General features: G+C 56.3%; 20 protein-coding genes. 14 read left to right on the forward strand and 6 right to left on the reverse strand.

Going from position 1 to position 15,518, the window contains the following annotated elements; genetic code table 11:
* Window positions 1-32 precede the first annotated feature (32 nt).
* The 13 genes from WA411_RS12630 (at window position 33) to WA411_RS12685 (ending at window position 7,523) form a co-directional block, all read left to right on the forward strand.
* Window positions 33-512 carry an acyl-CoA thioesterase gene (locus WA411_RS12630; RefSeq protein ID WP_291907601.1) on the forward strand — a complete coding sequence of 160 codons (480 nt, stop codon included), beginning with the start codon at window positions 33-35 and terminating at the stop codon, window positions 510-512.
* A gap of 90 nt (window positions 513-602) precedes the next feature.
* Window positions 603-1,001 (forward strand): GFA family protein, encoded by a 399-nt coding sequence (locus WA411_RS12635; protein ID WP_291907603.1) that lies wholly within the window; start codon window positions 603-605, stop codon window positions 999-1,001.
* Window positions 1,002-1,094: 93 nt separating this feature from the next.
* Window positions 1,095-1,361, forward strand: a complete 267-nt coding sequence (locus WA411_RS12640) for a DksA/TraR family C4-type zinc finger protein (RefSeq protein ID WP_291907605.1) — start codon at window positions 1,095-1,097, stop codon at window positions 1,359-1,361.
* Between the two features lie 40 nt (window positions 1,362-1,401).
* Window positions 1,402-1,899, forward strand: a complete 498-nt coding sequence (locus WA411_RS12645) for a nucleoside deaminase (protein ID WP_291907608.1) — start codon at window positions 1,402-1,404, stop codon at window positions 1,897-1,899.
* A gap of 63 nt (window positions 1,900-1,962) precedes the next feature.
* The gene (locus WA411_RS12650) at window positions 1,963-2,430 is read left to right on the forward strand and encodes a methyltransferase family protein (protein ID WP_306344443.1); all 468 of its coding nucleotides are present in this window, start codon (window positions 1,963-1,965) and stop codon (window positions 2,428-2,430) included.
* Window positions 2,431-2,520: 90 nt separating this feature from the next.
* Window positions 2,521-3,117, forward strand: a complete 597-nt coding sequence (locus tag WA411_RS12655; protein WP_291907611.1) for a glutathione S-transferase family protein — start codon at window positions 2,521-2,523, stop codon at window positions 3,115-3,117.
* Between the two features lie 47 nt (window positions 3,118-3,164).
* Entirely contained in the window at window positions 3,165-3,602 is a 438-nt protein-coding gene (locus tag WA411_RS19090) for a GFA family protein (RefSeq protein WP_366674043.1), read from the forward strand.
* Complete coding sequence (locus WA411_RS12660; RefSeq protein ID WP_291907613.1) at window positions 3,595-3,927, forward strand: YnfA family protein; 333 nt, start codon at window positions 3,595-3,597, stop codon at window positions 3,925-3,927. Before WA411_RS19090 ends, WA411_RS12660 begins: the two co-directional genes overlap by 8 nt.
* A gap of 27 nt (window positions 3,928-3,954) precedes the next feature.
* Window positions 3,955-4,416, forward strand: a complete 462-nt coding sequence (locus WA411_RS12665; RefSeq protein ID WP_291907616.1) for a GNAT family N-acetyltransferase — start codon at window positions 3,955-3,957, stop codon at window positions 4,414-4,416.
* Between the two features lie 52 nt (window positions 4,417-4,468).
* Complete coding sequence (locus tag WA411_RS12670) at window positions 4,469-4,897, forward strand: DUF4399 domain-containing protein (RefSeq protein WP_291907617.1); 429 nt, start codon at window positions 4,469-4,471, stop codon at window positions 4,895-4,897.
* Window positions 4,898-5,010: 113 nt separating this feature from the next.
* A complete protein-coding gene (locus WA411_RS12675) occupies window positions 5,011-5,757 on the forward strand; it encodes an SDR family oxidoreductase (protein ID WP_291907620.1) in 747 nt (248 codons plus the stop codon).
* Window positions 5,758-5,780: 23 nt separating this feature from the next.
* A complete protein-coding gene (locus tag WA411_RS12680) occupies window positions 5,781-7,100 on the forward strand; it encodes a serine hydrolase domain-containing protein (RefSeq protein WP_291911279.1) in 1,320 nt (439 codons plus the stop codon).
* A gap of 30 nt (window positions 7,101-7,130) precedes the next feature.
* Window positions 7,131-7,523, forward strand: a complete 393-nt coding sequence (locus WA411_RS12685) for a hypothetical protein (protein WP_291907625.1) — start codon at window positions 7,131-7,133, stop codon at window positions 7,521-7,523.
* A gap of 68 nt (window positions 7,524-7,591) precedes the next feature.
* Here the strand turns inward: WA411_RS12685 and WA411_RS12690 are convergent, their stop codons facing one another.
* The 6 genes from WA411_RS12690 to WA411_RS12715 form a co-directional block, all read right to left on the reverse strand.
* Complete coding sequence (locus WA411_RS12690; protein ID WP_069184659.1) at window positions 7,592-8,314, reverse strand: amino acid ABC transporter ATP-binding protein; 723 nt, start codon at window positions 8,312-8,314, stop codon at window positions 7,592-7,594.
* Window positions 8,311-8,964 (reverse strand): amino acid ABC transporter permease, encoded by a 654-nt coding sequence (locus tag WA411_RS12695; RefSeq protein WP_069184658.1) that lies wholly within the window; start codon window positions 8,962-8,964, stop codon window positions 8,311-8,313. The genes WA411_RS12690 and WA411_RS12695 overlap by 4 nt, the downstream gene beginning before the upstream one ends.
* A complete protein-coding gene (locus WA411_RS12700) occupies window positions 8,964-9,629 on the reverse strand; it encodes an amino acid ABC transporter permease (RefSeq protein WP_069184657.1) in 666 nt (221 codons plus the stop codon). The genes WA411_RS12695 and WA411_RS12700 overlap by 1 nt, the downstream gene beginning before the upstream one ends.
* A 153-nt stretch (window positions 9,630-9,782) precedes the next feature.
* A complete protein-coding gene (locus WA411_RS12705; protein WP_136632295.1) occupies window positions 9,783-10,601 on the reverse strand; it encodes a transporter substrate-binding domain-containing protein in 819 nt (272 codons plus the stop codon).
* Between the two features lie 309 nt (window positions 10,602-10,910).
* Window positions 10,911-13,451: an ABC transporter permease gene (locus tag WA411_RS12710; protein WP_291907633.1), complete on the reverse strand. Its 2,541-nt coding sequence runs from the start codon at window positions 13,449-13,451 to the stop codon at window positions 10,911-10,913.
* 31 nt (window positions 13,452-13,482) lie between these two features.
* Window positions 13,483-14,136 carry an ABC transporter ATP-binding protein gene (locus tag WA411_RS12715; protein WP_174805057.1) on the reverse strand — a complete coding sequence of 218 codons (654 nt, stop codon included), beginning with the start codon at window positions 14,134-14,136 and terminating at the stop codon, window positions 13,483-13,485.
* A gap of 166 nt (window positions 14,137-14,302) precedes the next feature.
* On the opposite strand from WA411_RS12715, the gene WA411_RS12720 reads away from it, so the two are divergent.
* The gene (locus WA411_RS12720) at window positions 14,303-15,499 is read left to right on the forward strand and encodes a CaiB/BaiF CoA transferase family protein (protein WP_291907636.1); all 1,197 of its coding nucleotides are present in this window, start codon (window positions 14,303-14,305) and stop codon (window positions 15,497-15,499) included.
* Window positions 15,500-15,518: the final 19 nt, after the last annotated feature.

The following is a 15,518-nucleotide window of genomic DNA, read 5'->3' on the forward strand; positions in this document are numbered from 1 at the left end:
TATACTGGGTAGCAAACCACCAGAGAAACGCCATGGATAACAATTCAACAAGCCTGAGCATGACCGTTCTGATGACGCCGGACAAAGCCAATTTCTCCGGCAATGTGCACGGCGGTACGCTTTTGAAGTACCTGGATGAGGTTGCCTATGCCTGCGCCAGCCGTTATGCGGGGACCTATGTCGTTACTCTCTCCGTCGACCAGGTGATGTTCCTTCAACCCATCCGGATTGGCGAGCTGGTCACCTTTCTGGCCAGCGTGAACTACACCGGCCGAACTTCCATGGAGATCGGCATAAAGGTAGTTACCGAGAACATCCGTGACAAATTGGTTCGCCACAGCAACAGCTGCTTCTTTACCATGGTGGCGGTTGATGATAGCGGTAAGGCCGTCCCCGTGCCGCAACTAGTTCCGAGCACCGATGATCAGATAAGGCGATTTGCCAACGGTAAGGAGCGACGGGCCATTCGTGCCGAACTGGAGGAACGCTACAAGGCACTGCATAAAAAATGAGTCCGGTACTCTGAACGTCACGGGATGGTATGGTTCGGGAACGGATCGACGCCAGTTTTAAAGACAAAGGGAGCAACAGGAGCTGACCCTATGCACCAAACCGGAAGCTGCCTCTGCGGCGGCATCAAATACGAAATCCACGGCCCCCTCACGGATGTTCTGAACTGCCACTGCACCATGTGCCGCAAGCTTCATGCGTCAGCATTTCGAACCCGTGCCAAGGTAAATGCAGCAGACTGGCGCACGGTGCAAGGCGAGGAGCTAATCAAGCTTTATGAGTCATCTGCCGGTGAGCATAAGGCCTTTTGTTCGAACTGTGGCTCTAGCCTCTACACAAAATTCGATGCTCATCCCGAAGTGCTTGGGTTCCCTATGGGCACCCTCGATACAGACCCGGGCGTAACGCCAGAGCGACATGTTTACGTGGGAAACAAGGCGCCGTGGTTTGAGATCACAGACGACCTGCCCCAATACACAGAAAATCCCTGAGTCGACAACCAATGGGGCATCGGCCACCTTTGAGCACCCGAGCTACAATGCTAACGTTGAGTAGTTTCAGTCAGCCAGACTTCGGAGGGCCCCATGGCAGGCGGCTGGTCTCGTGATGGTGCAGTTCAGGAACAGATCGACGCAAGTGTGGAAGATGAAATTCAGCGCGCTCGCAGCCAGTTAGCCGAAGGCAAGAGCGCCGAGGAATGCGATGAATGCGGTGCTCCGATTCCGGAGGCCCGGCGTAAGGCTATTCCCGGCGTCCGATTGTGCATTGATTGCCAGTCGGCCCATGAAAAGGAGCATCCCCACTCTGGCGGCATCAATCGTAGAGGTAGCAAGGACAGTCAGCTTCGCTAACCAGGCGGGAGTAATACACAACAACTAGGAAAGGTCCAACGTGAGCCACCCCCAGTCCGAAGACAGTGACAAAGCCTATCTCCAACAAGCAATTCAGCTGGCCGTGGATTCGGTCGGCGATGGTGGCGCACCCTTTGGCGCTGTGGTGGTTCACAATGGCAGTGTTGTTGCCCGGGCTGGCAACCGGGCAAAGCAGGAGTGCGACCCTACCGCCCACGCCGAGGTAGCGGCAATTCGCACGGCCGGAAAGATGCTGGGAAACGCGCATATGCCAGAAGCTACCCTGTACGCGAGCTGCGAACCCTGCCCCATGTGTCTGGCTGCTGCTCACTGGGCCCGTATTCCACGAATTGTGTTTGCCGCCTCCCAGGAAACTGCAAATTGGGCCGGCTTTGCAGACGGCAATATTGCAGAGCAGCTCTACGGCCAGATCCATCCCGTGAGGCCCGAGGAATTGGGATTGACCCAGATCGAACTCGAGGACTCAGCGGCACCTTTTCGGGCCTGGCTGGCAAAAAATGATCGATCGTCTGATTGATCGCGATTAGCTTGAGCAAATCGCTGCAACCCTCGTGAATCCGAGAACAGAGTCCTTTTTATTGTGAACCTTCAAATGCTGGAAAAACGCATCCCCCCCCTTGCTCTGGTGCTGATCATCGGGATGCTCATGTGGGTCATCGCAAACTGGAGCCCGCGCATTGATACCAGCGAAGCGCTCCGCCTATCCCTCGCGGCCATCCTGCTTGCACTGGGCACTCTTTTTCCTCTGGCAGGGGTAATGTCCTTTCGAAGCGCGCAAACAACCGTGGACCCACGCACCCCGGAGGCAAGCTCCAAGCTGGTCAGCTCAGGCGTATACCGCTTTTCAAGAAATCCCATGTACGTCGGCTTCGCGCTGTGGCTCCTCGCCTGGGGCGTATTCCTGGCATCCGCGTGGGCCCTGGTTGGCGTAATTTTCTTCGTCGTTTATATGAACCGGTTTCAGATTGAACCGGAGGAGCGTGCCCTCCGGGATTTATTCGGCGAAGACTTCAGGGAATATGAACGACGGGTTCGGCGGTGGATTTAGATGTCGTTGGAGATATCCTTAAATCGCGCCAAGTAGAAGGTGATAAATGGGTGAAGACTTTAACCGGCTGAATCCGGCAAAGGGAACTGCATGAAAATCTACGGCGATACCAAATCGGGCAACTGCTACAAGGTACAACTGGTGTGCAACCTGTTGAATATTGACCATCAGTGGATTGATATCGACATTCTGGCCGGCGACACGAAGTCTGATGACTTTTTGAGCAAGAATCCGAATGGCAAGATTCCCCTGCTTGAGCTCGATAACGGCGAAACGCTTTCAGAGTCCAACGCCATCATCAACTACCTGGCGTCTGGCTCTGACTTGTATCCGGATGGCGGCCTAGCCCAGGCCCGCGTCTTGCAATGGCAATTCTTCGAGCAGTACAGCCATGAGCCGTTTATCGCCGTAGCGCGCTTTATCAACAAATACCTGGGGCTGCCAACAGACAAAGCCGATGAGTATGCTGCCAAGCAAGCCGGCGGGCACAAGGCCTTGAGGGTGATGGAACAGCAGCTAGAAAAAACGCCGTTTTTGACGGGCGAAAATGCCACCACCGCAGACATATCACTGTATGCATACACCCACGTTGCAGATGAAGGTGGTTTTGAGCTGGAGGACTACCCTGCAGTTCGGGCATGGCTGGATCGCATTGCAGCGTTGCCGAGTTTCAAGCCGATGGCCTAACCCAGCGCTTGCCTCAACTTCGGAATCTGTACGACAAGGAATTAACGATGAAAGGCGAATGTCTTTGTGGCGCCGTGAAGTTCGAAATCAAAGGCGATGTCCCGAACCTTTACCAATGCCATTGTTCCCTCTGCCGTAGGGCAACAGGTTCGTCGGCGAATGCGGCAACGTTTGTAGAGCAGGAGAACTTTCGCTGGATGTCTGGTCAGGACAAAATCTCTTCTTTCCAGAAGCCGACAGGGTATCGCAGTGATTTTTGCTCTGTCTGCGGTAGCCCTGTGCCAAACCAACTGAGGGGCATGGAGTTGCTTTGGGTTCCTGCTGGCCTCATGGAGGAGTCATTTAAAGCGGCCGTAAAGGTGCATCTTCACATGGGCTCAGCTGCCTCCTGGGAGCGTGATTCCGCAGATTCCGCTCGCCTCGAGTCAGGGCCAGATAGTCTTGAATCTTTGCGAAAAGGACTGGAGGTAGACCTCGGTGCCTGAACTGAAAACCGTGGGCCTCTTTCTCATCACCGCCCTGGCTGAAATCGTTGGCTGCTACCTGCCCTATCTGTGGCTTCGTGAAGGCAAGAGCATCTGGCTACTGGTCCCTGGGGCTCTGAGCCTCGCGGCATTTGCCTGGTTGCTGTCTCTTCATCCAACGGCAGCCGGGCGGGTTTATGCGGCCTACGGCGGCGTATATATTTTCATGGCCATTCTCTGGCTATGGGCTGTTGATGGCATCAGGCCGACCGCCTGGGACCTTTTGGGCTCCGGCGTTGCCTTGCTCGGCATGGCGATCATCATGTTTGCGCCACGAAGCGCATAGCCATTGCAAAGGCGCGTTGACCAAACCATGAATACCAGACCTTTCGCAGACCAGGACCTGGCTGACATCGTCGCTCTGTTCACGGATTCCGTGCATCAAATTGCTTCCAAGAGCTACACGCCGGAACAACTGGCAACATGGGCACCACGATCGCCAGACCTGGAGCAATGGCGTTCCCGCCTCTCAGGCGTGAAAACACTTGTCGCTGAATCCAGGGGTGTTCTTGCGGGTTTTATCTCATTCACCTCCGCAGGCCATATTGAGTTTCTGTTCACCGCGCCTTCGTTTTCCCGCAGAGGCGTCGCCTCCTTGCTTTACAAGGCAGCATCGCAGCGCCTGGCTGCCAGCGGAGTCACAAAGCTAACAACAGACGCCAGCCTGGAGGCACGTCCGTTTTTTGAGTCTCAAGGATTCAAAGTTGTTGGGGAGCAGACGGTTGAGCGCAACGGAGTCGCATTTCGGAGGTTCGCTATGGCGGGACCGCCATAAGCTCACTTCCTCAACTATACTCATGTGGGGCATCCCCCAAGGAGGAAATGAGATGAACAGGATCGTAATTACGCTGGTTTCAGCTCTTTTGATCGCGCCTTTACCAGCGCTGGCAGAGAGCATGAAATCTGAAGCCCCGGCCAATGCCGGTGTGTATTTTGTCCAGCCAACCGATGGCGCTACCGTTGACCAAACCTTCAAAGTTGTCTTTGGCCTGCGGAACATGGGCGTGGCGCCCGCCGGTGTGGAGAAAGCAGGCACCGGGCACCACCACCTGCTGATCGATACCGATATACCGTCGGATTTGAGCCAGCCTCTTCCCGCTACGGATCACGTCAAGCACTTCGGCGGCGGGCAAACCGAAACCGAGATCACGCTATCGCCGGGAAAGCACACGTTACAGCTTCTCGTAGGTGACCACATGCATGTTCCGCACAACCCGCCAGTGGTCTCCGAGAGGATCACGGTCATGGTGGAGTAACGGGCCACACTGAAAGAATTGGTCAGTACAGGTCTGCATTTCAGTCAATCCCCTGAGCGTTCGATCATGGTACTGTGAGCGCAAATAACACGAACGACTCCAGGGGATAACTGATGCGAAAGAACATTCTGATTACCGGTGCCAGCACTGGTCTTGGGGAAGGTATGGCCCGCGAATGGGCTGCCAAGGGATGCAACCTGGCGCTCTGCGCAAGGCGGGCCGACAAGCTGGAGGCGCTACAACGGGAATTGCAGCAGGCCAACCCCAATATCCGAGTGCTGGTTCGCGGTCTCGATGTCTGCGATTACGATCAGGTATTCGAAGTGTTCCGCGCGTTCCGGGATGAGCTGGGCAGTCTTGATCGGGTAGTCGTAAATGCGGGTATTGGCAGTTCCCAGCCTATCGGCCGTGCACACTTCGCTGCAAACCGACACACCGCCGAGACCAACTTCATCGCGGCCATTGCCCAGAGCGAGGCAGCCATGGAGATCTTCCGCGAGCAGAACAGCGGCCACCTGGTGCTGATGTCCTCAGTCAGCGGTGTGCGTGGTTTCCGCGGGCCCTTGAACGTTTACGCTGCCACCAAGGCTGCGGTGGCGTCCCTGGCAGAAGGGCTGCAATTGGATACCAAGGGCAAGCCGATCAACGTCAGCAACATCATGCCCGGCTACATTCTTACGGATATCAACCGGGATACCAAGAACGCGCCCTTCCGGGTGGATCTGGAAACCGGTGTGAAGGCCCTGGTTAAAGCCATCGATTCAGAAAAACGCCGCTCCTACGTGCCCTGGTGGCCATGGACGCCACTGAGTTACGTCTTGAAGGCCCTGCCGTTCTCGGTCTTCTCCAGGGCCATGTAACGAATTTTGCGAGGTAAATGGACATGCCCGGCTTCAATCCTGTTCACGCCCTGATGCTCTTCGCGTTAAGCATTCCAGGCGCATGGGCCACTACCCAGGCTTCAGCTCCGATGAGCGCTGAAGCATCTGACCCGGGAGCATTGCAATGGATGACCGGTTTTCCACCTTCAGACGATAAACTGATCGGGCAACCGCAAAGCAATTACTTCAGCTTTCCGAAACTGCGCTGGACGGTGTGTCACATACGGGAGCTGCTCCCTACCACTCAAGTTAGTCGTGGCATAGGTGCCCCGGATCCTCTGCCCTACGCCCCGGACAATGGCATCAATAGCATTTCATTCACGCCGATTGGTAGCGACACTCCCATGGGCTGGCAGGAGTCTCTGTCTGCCAATTACACCGACGGGCTACTGATCCTGCATCATGGCAAGATTGTGTATGAGTATTACAACGGTTGCCTGAACGAAGCCGGCAAACACGCGGCCATGTCGATGACAAAGTCCCTCACCGGCTTGCTGGCAGAAATCCTGGTCGCTGAGGGCAAACTTGATGACCAGTCCAAAGTCGCCACGATTGTACCCGAGTTGCGCGACAGTGCCTTCGGCACTGCGACGGTTCGACAAGTGATGGATATGACCACAGCGCTGGATTACAGCGAAAACTACGCCGATCCCGAGGCAGACATCTGGCAGTACTCTGCCGCCGCCAGCCCCTTGCCAAAGCCTTCCGATTACAGCGGGCCGGAGGGTTATTTCGAGTACCTGCAAACCGTTGAGCAGAACGGCGAACACGGCGATGCGTTCGGCTACCGGACGGTCAATTCCGATGCCCTCGGCTGGATCATCTCCCGGGTAAGCGGTAAGAGCGTGGCGGATCTCCTTTCCGATCGCCTGTGGCAACCCCTGGGCACTGAACAGGACGCCTACATGACGATAGACGCCAAAGGTACGCCATTCGCGGGCGGCGGCCTGAGCGCAGGGCTCAGGGATCTCGGCAGGATTGGCCTCTTGATGCTGAACAAGGGCCAGTACAAAGACCAGCAACTGTTTCCTGAATCTGTGGTGAATGCAATTGAGGCCGGCGGCGACAAGAAGGCCTTTGCCAAGGCTGGCTACAAAACCCTCCCCGGCGGGAGCTACCGTGGCATGTGGTGGATCTTCCACAATGCCAATGGCGCTTATGCCGCTCGAGGCGTGCACGGGCAAACCATTTACATTGACCCCACCGCCGACATGGTTCTGGTACGCTTCGCATCGTTTCCAAATGCCAGTAACAGCAAGATAGACCCAACCTCTCTGCCCGCCTATCAAGCGGTGGCGGAGTACCTGATGAAAAAGGATTGAGGCACGCTTGCCCCGAACGGAAGACACTCAATGATCAAATCCACTGCCCTGGCCATCCTGCTTGTTGTATTGGTGGCATTCCTGGGTTTTCAGTATTACATCACATCAGTACCCGACCTTGCGGAGCCTATTTCAGTTGAGGAAAGCCGGTTCATTGAACGGGACAACTCACTTCTGGTAACACTGCAGGGCAATGAGGGCCGCCATTTCACCCTGGGCTTACGGGGCGACATTGCGAACGCGCCGGAAGAAACCGCGCTGTTCTTTATCCGCAATCCGGATCTGGTGCCCTATGTTTACTGGCCAGGACTCCGCAGTAACGATGAGAAACGGGTGCTGGAATTACTCGAGGATATGATGGAACAAGAGGGGCAGGACGACGCGATATCGCAAATTTATGAGGTTCTGAAAAACCGGAACTAACACGTAAAAATGGCTGGGGAAGCGGGTCCAAAAACTCCCCCAACCAGCACCACGACTGTGGCGACTTTTTAGCGTACCTTTGAAAGGAACTTCTGGGTGAGCGGGTTCTGCGGATCGGTAATCACCTGCCTGGCTTCACCAATCTCCGCAATCACGCCCTGGTGGAAGTAGGCCACCCGGTCGGACACATCCCGCGCAAAGCCCATTTCATGGGTTACGCAGATCATGGTCATGCCCTCTTCCGCCAACAGGCGAAGTGTATCGAGAACCTCGCCCACCAGCTCCGGATCGAGCGCAGAGGTTACCTCATCCAGCAGCATGTAGTCGGGCTTCATGGCCAGGGCACGGGCAATGGCCAGACGCTGCTGCTGACCACCGGACATCTTGGTTGGGTACACATCCAGCTTGTCACCCAGGCCAACGTGCTCCAGTTCCTTTTTGGCAATCTCGATCGCTTCTTCCTTGCTCATTTTCTTGACGATTCTGGGGGCCAGCGCCGCATTCTCCAGTACCGTCATGTGGGGAAAGGAATTCCACTGCTGAAACACCATGCCCAGTTTCTGGCGCAGCTTGTCCTTGTTGGTGGACTTGGCATGCACATCCACATCATCAACCAGAATCTTGCCGCTGTTGATGGTCTCGATGGCGTTGATGCAGTACAGCAGAGTCGACTTGCCGCTACCGGAGCCCCCGATAACGCTCACCACTTCGCCTTTCTGCACGTCCAGGCTCACGCCTTTGAGCACTTCAAGATCACCGAAGGATTTATGGACATTCTGTACACTGATCATATTGCCATTTTCCTCTCAACGTACCGGCCGTAGTGGGAAAGCGGGTACGAAATAATGAAGTAGAAGATACCAACACCTATGAGAATCTCGAGCGGTTGCTGGGTTCTTGAAATAAGTTGTTCTGACGTGCGCAGCAATTCCATGTAACCGATCACCGACACCAGCGCCGAGTCCTTGATAACGCTGAGCGAGACACCCAGCCAGGACGGGAACACCGCGCGCAGGCCGATGGGCAACCGGATGTGGTAGATGGTTTGCCACTTGGTCATGCCCAGTGAGCGCGCCGCTGTCTGCATTGAGGGGCTGACACTCTCGAAGCCACCGCGGAACACTTCGGCCATAAACGCCATGGTATAAAGCGACAGCACAATGGAGCCCGCAACAAACGGCGCCAGGGGGTTGCCCATTGCGCCAACGAAGGTCGAGAACAGAATCAGCTGGATGATCAGCGGCACACTCCGGAGCACGTCCAGAACGCCCCCGAACACCACATTGACCACCTTGTTGCTCTCGGAGCGGATGAAGCCGACCACCAGACCCAACAGGGTACCCACGACGATGGCCACAACAGAGATGATGACGGTGTTCCAGACACCGGTCAGGATCAGCCCGCTATCGCTCCAGGAAAGGGGTGTGAATAAGGAATTCATCAGATTTCCCCCTTGAACAGTCGACGGGCAAGCAGCGATGACCCGAACAACACCAGCTTGGTGATGATGAAGTACATAACCGCCGCCACGATGAAGAACTCCAGCGTTCTGAACGACAGTGACTGCAGTCTCTGAGTTGTGCCGGAGAGTTCACTCATACCCACCAGAATCCCCAGAGAGCTCATCAGAATCGACCAGACAAACTGGTTGGTCATCGGGTGATAGATGCGCCTCAGCATCTGCGGAAGGATGATATAGCGATACGACTGGATGCTGGTCATACCCAGGGACTTGGATGCGCTGTACTGGGTGCTGGGAATCGACTGGAAGCCTCCCCGGAAAGTCTCCGTGAGGTAGCCCGCGTTAATGAAGACCAGTGCACTCAGCACGGCCACATACGGGCTCAGGTGAATCCCGAACGCACCAAGGCCGAAATAGGCCATGTAGATCTGAAACAGTGCCGGCGTATTCCGGGCAATTTCGACCCACACCGTGGCAACCTGGCTGAAGAACTTGGTGTTGTTCATTTTGGCGATCGCCAACAGTATTGCGATCACAATGCCCAGAAGCATGGCTAGAACGGATACGTGCAAGGTAACGAAAGCACCGTTCAGCAGCTGGGGCATGTTCTGGAATACAACGTTCCAGTGAAATTCGTAGTCCATACCGTGGCCATTTAATGAATGGTAGGAAACTCGACCACTGCCCTTGAAACAGAGCTGCGATCAGAATTTTGGGGCAGCGCGCCGCTGAATGAGCGCCTGACCCGGGAACCAATGCAATAACGGCCGCCTGTCTGGCGGCCGTCGCTTCGGCGCTTACTTGTTGTCCCGGAGGGACTGGATCAGATCGGCAGGTGCATCGGTGCCGAAGTGCTTGTTGTAAGCTTCATTCATGTTGCCATCGCGAATCTGGCGAACCAGGAACAGGTTCAGGTAGTTGATCCAGGCCACCTCGTCACGCTTGGCGATAATGCCAACAACGTCGTCGTAGTTGGGAACATAGGGACCGGCTTCAAAGTCCGCAAACTCTTCGCTACGCAGCTTGGTTGCGATGTTCGTGTTGGTTGAAATGATCGCGTCCACCTTGCCCTGGTACAGACCCAGGTAGGCGTCGTTTTCAGACTTGAACGAGGTGTAGTTGTCCTTGCCCCAGCCCTGCTGCTCAGCGTAGGCGAGGTACTCGGTTTCGTAGGTAGTACCGAGTGCTGCACCAACCTTCAGGTTCTTAAGGTCATCGAAGGATTCAATGTTCTTGTCCTCGTTCGCAATAACCTGGAATTTGAAAACGAAGTACGGGTAGGTGAAGCCGACGGTTTTGGCACGTTCCAGCGTATCGGAAGTGGAACCGATAACAACGTCGGTTTTACCGGAGACCAGAGATGGGATCCGCTCGCCCCAGGTGAGGTTGAGAACGTTAACGTCGACGCCGAGCGCTTCGCCCAGGTCGTTACAGTAATCCACGTCGAAGCCGGCCGGCTCGTTGTTCTCGTCAAAGTACCCCATGGGTGGGAAGTCCAGAACCACGCCACAGTTCAGAGTGCCACGTTGAATCACGGTGTCCAGCTGGTCTGCTGTGGCGTTCACGGAGGTGACTGCAGCACAAGCGAATACCAGCGGTGCAAGTTTGCGAATCATAGTTTTTCTCTCTTTTTCTTTTGTGGACGATAAGTGTGTGTCTGTTATGCCTACACAACACGAGTTATGTGCAAAAAGCATACGTAAAAATACTACCGTAGATGTTTTAGTGAAAATTTTTGAAATTTGCCATTTGGTAGGCAATTTTCCTTAATTTTCTCAATATAACCGGATTTTTTGAGCCTGCAACTCGTGATGCCGGCCAAAAAACGAACAAACGGCATTTTTTGGCGATCTTAAGTATATAATTTAAATAACTTTTCCTCCTCATTTACCTGAAAGACGAATTTATTGCGTCAGCAAGACGTTTTAACTGTCTCTGAGCAAAACAGCAGGATTCAGCCGCATTGCCTTGAGCGTGGGCAGGAGTCCACCCAACAGCGCCAGAGAGCTGACAACACCCGCAACCAGCGCCCCAACCCACCACAGATCACCTGCAGGCAGCTTCAGGGCGAGGTCAGCTACGGGTAAGGCAATTAACGCGCCAAGCCCTGTGGCGAAGACCGTTGCCAGAACAGTCAGCAAGCCGGTTTCAAGCAACATGGATTGCCTGATGGCCCCATGTCGGGCGCCAAGACAGTGCAACAGGTTCGCCTCGTAGAGCTGCCGCCTGCGACTCACACTGACCACGCTGGAAAGCACCAGCAAACTGGCAAGAAGGCTTACGGAGGCGACCGCCGCAAGCCCCGCGGCAGCCTTGTTCAGCAGGTCCCCGGCCGTTTCGAGCCAGTCTGCCGTCCGCAGCGTGATCACGTTGGGGATGTTCTGTGCCAACCATTGCTGGGATTCCTTGGCCGCCTCGTCACTCTGATAAACCGCGCCTACATACAGACTGATCAGGTCGTCCAGCGCCCCTTCCTGCAATATCCCCTCAAACCAGAATCGTGTCTGGAGTCCTTTTTGCCGGTAGATTGCACGGATTTCGACATTGATGCTCTTATCCTGTGCAGTAAAGGTGAGCTGATCGCCTACCCCCAGGCCAAGCTGATACGCCTCCCGATCCTCCATGGCCATGTAGGCAGGCTCGCCTTCAGGGGCCGGCGACGTCCACCAGTTTCCTTCCACCAATTCGAGAGCTTCTGGGTTGCCGGAGAGATAGCTCAGTTTGTATTCATCCCCCATGGCTTCCCGCCTGGCTTCGGCGTTGTCGGCAAGCACCTCGGCAATCGGCCGCTGGTTGATGGTGGCAAGCCGGGAACGGACCATCGGGAGCAGCTCCACGCGGCTGGAGCTGTCCAGGGCTTCCAGCCCTGTTCGCAGCGGTTCCATCTGGTCCGGGAACACCTCGTACAGAATCAGCGCCGGTGACTCTTCCGGTATCGTTGTTTCCAGGGCCCGCATGAGCGTGGTGACCATCAGCGTGCAAGCCACCACCAACGTGAGAGCGGTACCCAGAGAAAGCAGCGTGGCCCGCAGGGGAGAATCCGGCCTGTGAAGGTTGGCCAGGGCCAGACGCCGGGCAAACCTGCGATCAGCGAAGCCGCCGTTTTCCAGGGCCTTTGCACCGCGGCGCAATCCCTTGATCAAACCCTCCAGGAGCCCCCAGAGCCCGATTACCGCCAGCAGGAACAGGAATCCCAGATGGGGCGACGGAAGCAAGAGGAGCGTCGCGCCTATGTAGACTGCCAGCAAAAGGTAACTGGCAATCCGCCAACTGCGGGGTTCATTCGGGGCGGCCTGAACCTGCCCTCGAAAAAGCCCCGCTGGTGCAGCAGCCAGAGCACGCGCCAGAGCCGGCAGAGCGAACACATAGGCGGTCAGCACGGCAAACAACCAGCTCAGTAGTAAGGGGATGATCCACAAGGACAACCAGCCTCCCGCCCCGTCTGGCCCCGTCAGCGCGAAGGCATCCCCCGCCACGCCAACTGCCAGGGCGGACAGCCCCAGTCCGATGCCGCCCCCAACAAGTCCGGCCAGGCTACCCAGAATGCCAATCTGCAGCAGGTATATGCCCACTAGCGGTTTTCGGCGAAGGCCCAGTGTTTGCAGCGTGGCGATGGTGCCCAACTTTTCATCAAGGTAGGCGTGAATACTGTTGGCAACGCCGAGGCCGCCAATGAACAAGGTGGTGAAAGCAATAAGGATGAGCGCTGTAGCAATCTGGTCCAGCCGCTCGGAGATTCGCTCGCTGCGCTCGGCGAAGGTTGTGATTTCCCATCGGGCGTCCGGGAATGCCTGCTCGAATTGCTCAAGCCAGGTGTCGAGATTCTGCTCGGTCTGCACCCGGTATTCGTAATCCACACGGCTACCCGGTCGGATTAATCCGGTTGCCTCAACCGCCGGCTCAGAAATCATGATCGGCAGGCCACGCCAGTTGGCGTTCAGGCTCCGATCAGGTTGCTTCTTGATAAGACCGCTGATCCGAAAGGTGGCTGCGCCAATCTCGATCTGGTCGAAAACAGACTGGCCGAGGCGTTCTGCCAGCAGTGGATCGATAATGGCGCCCCACTGCCCTTGCTTCTGGGCCGTCAGAGCCTGCAGGGATTCATCAGGAACCAGTTCCAGTTCGCCGTAGAGGGGATACAGAGCATCCGGGACCAGTATCTCGGCCCGAAAAAATCCGTCACCGCCGCTGCCACTCACGATGGTGTCGAATTCCCGGACCAGCGAAATGTTGCCGGTGGCCCGAATCCACTCGAGCACTTCATCCGGCAGGGGCTCGCTGGTATCCAGCTCTACATCACCGCCCAACAACGCCCGGGTATCCGCCAGCAGGCTCTGTTCGATCACCCGGTAAAGGCTGGCTGTCGCAGCTACCAGGGTGACGCCCAGAATAAGACAGGCCAGAAAGACCTTCAGCGCAGAGATCCGTGATCGCAGATCTGTTATCGCGAACCTGATCATCCACATAGGGCTCGTGGAACGAACTTGGCGAGGGCTTTCACGATTCATAAAGACGACCACCATCCATTCGAACCCGATGCTGGCATCGCTCGGCAACGCGTTCGTCGTGGGTTACCAGCACCAGCGTGGATTTGCTCTCCTTGTGAAGGTCGAATAACAGGGAAAGGACTTTCTCGCCGGTTTCATGATCCAGGTTACCCGTTGGCTCATCCCCCAGCAGCAGGCTCGGCTGGTGCACCAGCGCCCTGGCAATCGCGACACGTTGCTGCTCTCCCCCAGACAGCTGCCCCGGGTAATGCTGCAGACGATGGCTGAGGCCAACCGCCTCCAGCATGGCAAGCGCCCGTTCCCGGGGTCGTTCCTCGCCGGCAATTTCAAGCGGCAGACTGACATTCCCGAGGGCCGTCAGGCCCGGCAACAGGTGAAAGGACTGGAAAATGATGCCAAGGTGCTCACTTCGCCAGTCCGCCAGGGTGTTGGCATCCATCTCGCCGAGGCGCTGATCGCCCACAAAGATCTCGCCACTGGTCGGGCGCTGCAAGCCAGAAAGCAGAAGAAGCAGCGAGGTTTTCCCGCTGCCAGAGGGTCCGGTGATTGCCAGTGTTTCTCCGGGGGGCACCATGAGAGAGGCATTTTTGAGTACAGCGACCTTGCCGGATTCGGTGGGGTACTCGAGAAAAATTTCACTCATTTCGACGCTGGTGGACACTGGCGCTCCTCTGGTTTGATGAATTTTCTTCTCTGTTGCGTATCAACAACTATTCAGATGCAGCATAAAGTCTAGAGTACGAACCCTTTTTCCGAGTGGTGCACTCTCGTCTGGGAGCGCCCTCAGAACAAAACAGGAGCTCTTTTCCATGACCGGACCGCTCGACGGAATCCGCATTATCGATCTGACCGCCATGATCTCCGGACCGCTGGCTACCATGATGTTGGCGGATCAGGGAGCCGAGGTCATCAAGGTTGAAAACCCGGCCGGCGGCGACTTCACTCGCTCCGCCGCCAACCGGCAGGGGGACGTGTCGGCGCTGTATCTGAACAACAACCGTAACAAGAAGTCGTTGGCATTAAATCTGAAAGAGCAGCAAGGCCGAGATGCACTGCTTCGCCTGGTGGCAACGGCCGATGTCTTTGTGCAGAACTTCCGACCGGGAGTCATAGAGAGGATGGGGCTTGGTGAGGAGCAACTGCGCAAGGTGGCTCCGAACCTCATCGTGGTATCGATCAGTGGGTTTGGTGATACCGGCCCGTATTCCCAGCGACCGGTATACGACCCGCTGATTCAGGGCCTCTCGGGATTGGCCACCGTGCAGGCAGGCGCGGATGAGCTGCGCCCGCAACTGGTGAGAACGATTCTTCCCGACAAACTCACTGGTGTGACCGCCGCCCAGGCCATCACCGCGGCACTGTTCGCCCGGGAACGCACGGGCGAGGCTCAGCATGTGCGGTTATCCATGCTGGACGCAATCATCGCGTTTTTGTGGAGCTCCGATATGGGCAGCCAGACCTTCGTTCACAGCGAAGTGCCACAACAGGAAGCAGCAAGTCTTCAGGACCTGATTTACGAGACCACGACGGGCTACATCACCATTGCGGTTCAGAGCGACCGGGAGTGGCAAGCCCTCATTCGTGCTCTGAACCGCCCGGAGTGGGCGGAGGATCCTCGCTTCATGACAGCCAAGCTGCGCCAGGAGAATATTGATGCGAGGCTGGAGCTGATCCAGTCGGTTATAAAAACCGATACGGCCGAACACTGGTTGGCGAAACTGGAAGCCGAACAAGTGCCCTGCGCCCCGGTGTTAACACGAACTCAAGTGCTGGACCATCCTCAGGTCGAGGCGAACGGCCTGCTCTCAAACTATGATCACCCACAGGCTGGGCGGCTCCGTCAGGCCCGGGCACCTTCACGCTTCTCGGCGACACCAGAGCAACAGTGGCAAGGGGCACCACGGCTGGGCGAGCAAACCACCGAACTGTTGGCAGAATGCGGGTATTCCAGCAAGGAGATCCAAGCACTGTGCGATTCAGGTATCGCAGCGGTACCCGCCGAATAACGTTCTGACGCAGTAAATA

Source organism: Marinobacter sp. CH_CUG1437-1, from assembly GCF_037029655.1.
Lineage (GTDB): Bacteria > Pseudomonadota > Gammaproteobacteria > Pseudomonadales > Oleiphilaceae > Marinobacter > Marinobacter salsuginis.

Bases quoted from the DNA above. Each gene is read 5' to 3' on its own strand.
- WA411_RS12630 (WP_291907601.1), top strand. From the start codon at position 33: ATGGATAACAATTCAACAAGCCTGAGCATGACCGTTCTGATGACGCCG.
- WA411_RS12635 (WP_291907603.1), top strand. From the start codon at position 603: ATGCACCAAACCGGAAGCTGCCTCTGCGGCGGCATCAAATACGAAATC.
- WA411_RS12640 (WP_291907605.1), top strand. From the start codon at position 1,095: ATGGCAGGCGGCTGGTCTCGTGATGGTGCAGTTCAGGAACAGATCGAC.
- WA411_RS12655 (WP_291907611.1), top strand. From the start codon at position 2,521: ATGAAAATCTACGGCGATACCAAATCGGGCAACTGCTACAAGGTACAA.
- WA411_RS19090 (WP_366674043.1), top strand. From the start codon at position 3,165: ATGAAAGGCGAATGTCTTTGTGGCGCCGTGAAGTTCGAAATCAAAGGC.
- WA411_RS12665 (WP_291907616.1), top strand. From the start codon at position 3,955: ATGAATACCAGACCTTTCGCAGACCAGGACCTGGCTGACATCGTCGCT.
- WA411_RS12670 (WP_291907617.1), top strand. From the start codon at position 4,469: ATGAACAGGATCGTAATTACGCTGGTTTCAGCTCTTTTGATCGCGCCT.
- WA411_RS12675 (WP_291907620.1), top strand. From the start codon at position 5,011: ATGCGAAAGAACATTCTGATTACCGGTGCCAGCACTGGTCTTGGGGAA.
- WA411_RS12680 (WP_291911279.1), top strand. From the start codon at position 5,781: ATGCCCGGCTTCAATCCTGTTCACGCCCTGATGCTCTTCGCGTTAAGC.
- WA411_RS12685 (WP_291907625.1), top strand. From the start codon at position 7,131: ATGATCAAATCCACTGCCCTGGCCATCCTGCTTGTTGTATTGGTGGCA.
- WA411_RS12690 (WP_069184659.1), bottom strand. From the start codon at position 8,314: ATGATCAGTGTACAGAATGTCCATAAATCCTTCGGTGATCTTGAAGTG.
- WA411_RS12695 (WP_069184658.1), bottom strand. From the start codon at position 8,964: ATGAATTCCTTATTCACACCCCTTTCCTGGAGCGATAGCGGGCTGATC.
- WA411_RS12700 (WP_069184657.1), bottom strand. From the start codon at position 9,629: ATGGACTACGAATTTCACTGGAACGTTGTATTCCAGAACATGCCCCAG.
- WA411_RS12705 (WP_136632295.1), bottom strand. From the start codon at position 10,601: ATGATTCGCAAACTTGCACCGCTGGTATTCGCTTGTGCTGCAGTCACC.
- WA411_RS12710 (WP_291907633.1), bottom strand. From the start codon at position 13,451: ATGTGGATGATCAGGTTCGCGATAACAGATCTGCGATCACGGATCTCT.
- WA411_RS12715 (WP_174805057.1), bottom strand. From the start codon at position 14,136: ATGAGTGAAATTTTTCTCGAGTACCCCACCGAATCCGGCAAGGTCGCT.
- WA411_RS12720 (WP_291907636.1), top strand. From the start codon at position 14,303: ATGACCGGACCGCTCGACGGAATCCGCATTATCGATCTGACCGCCATG.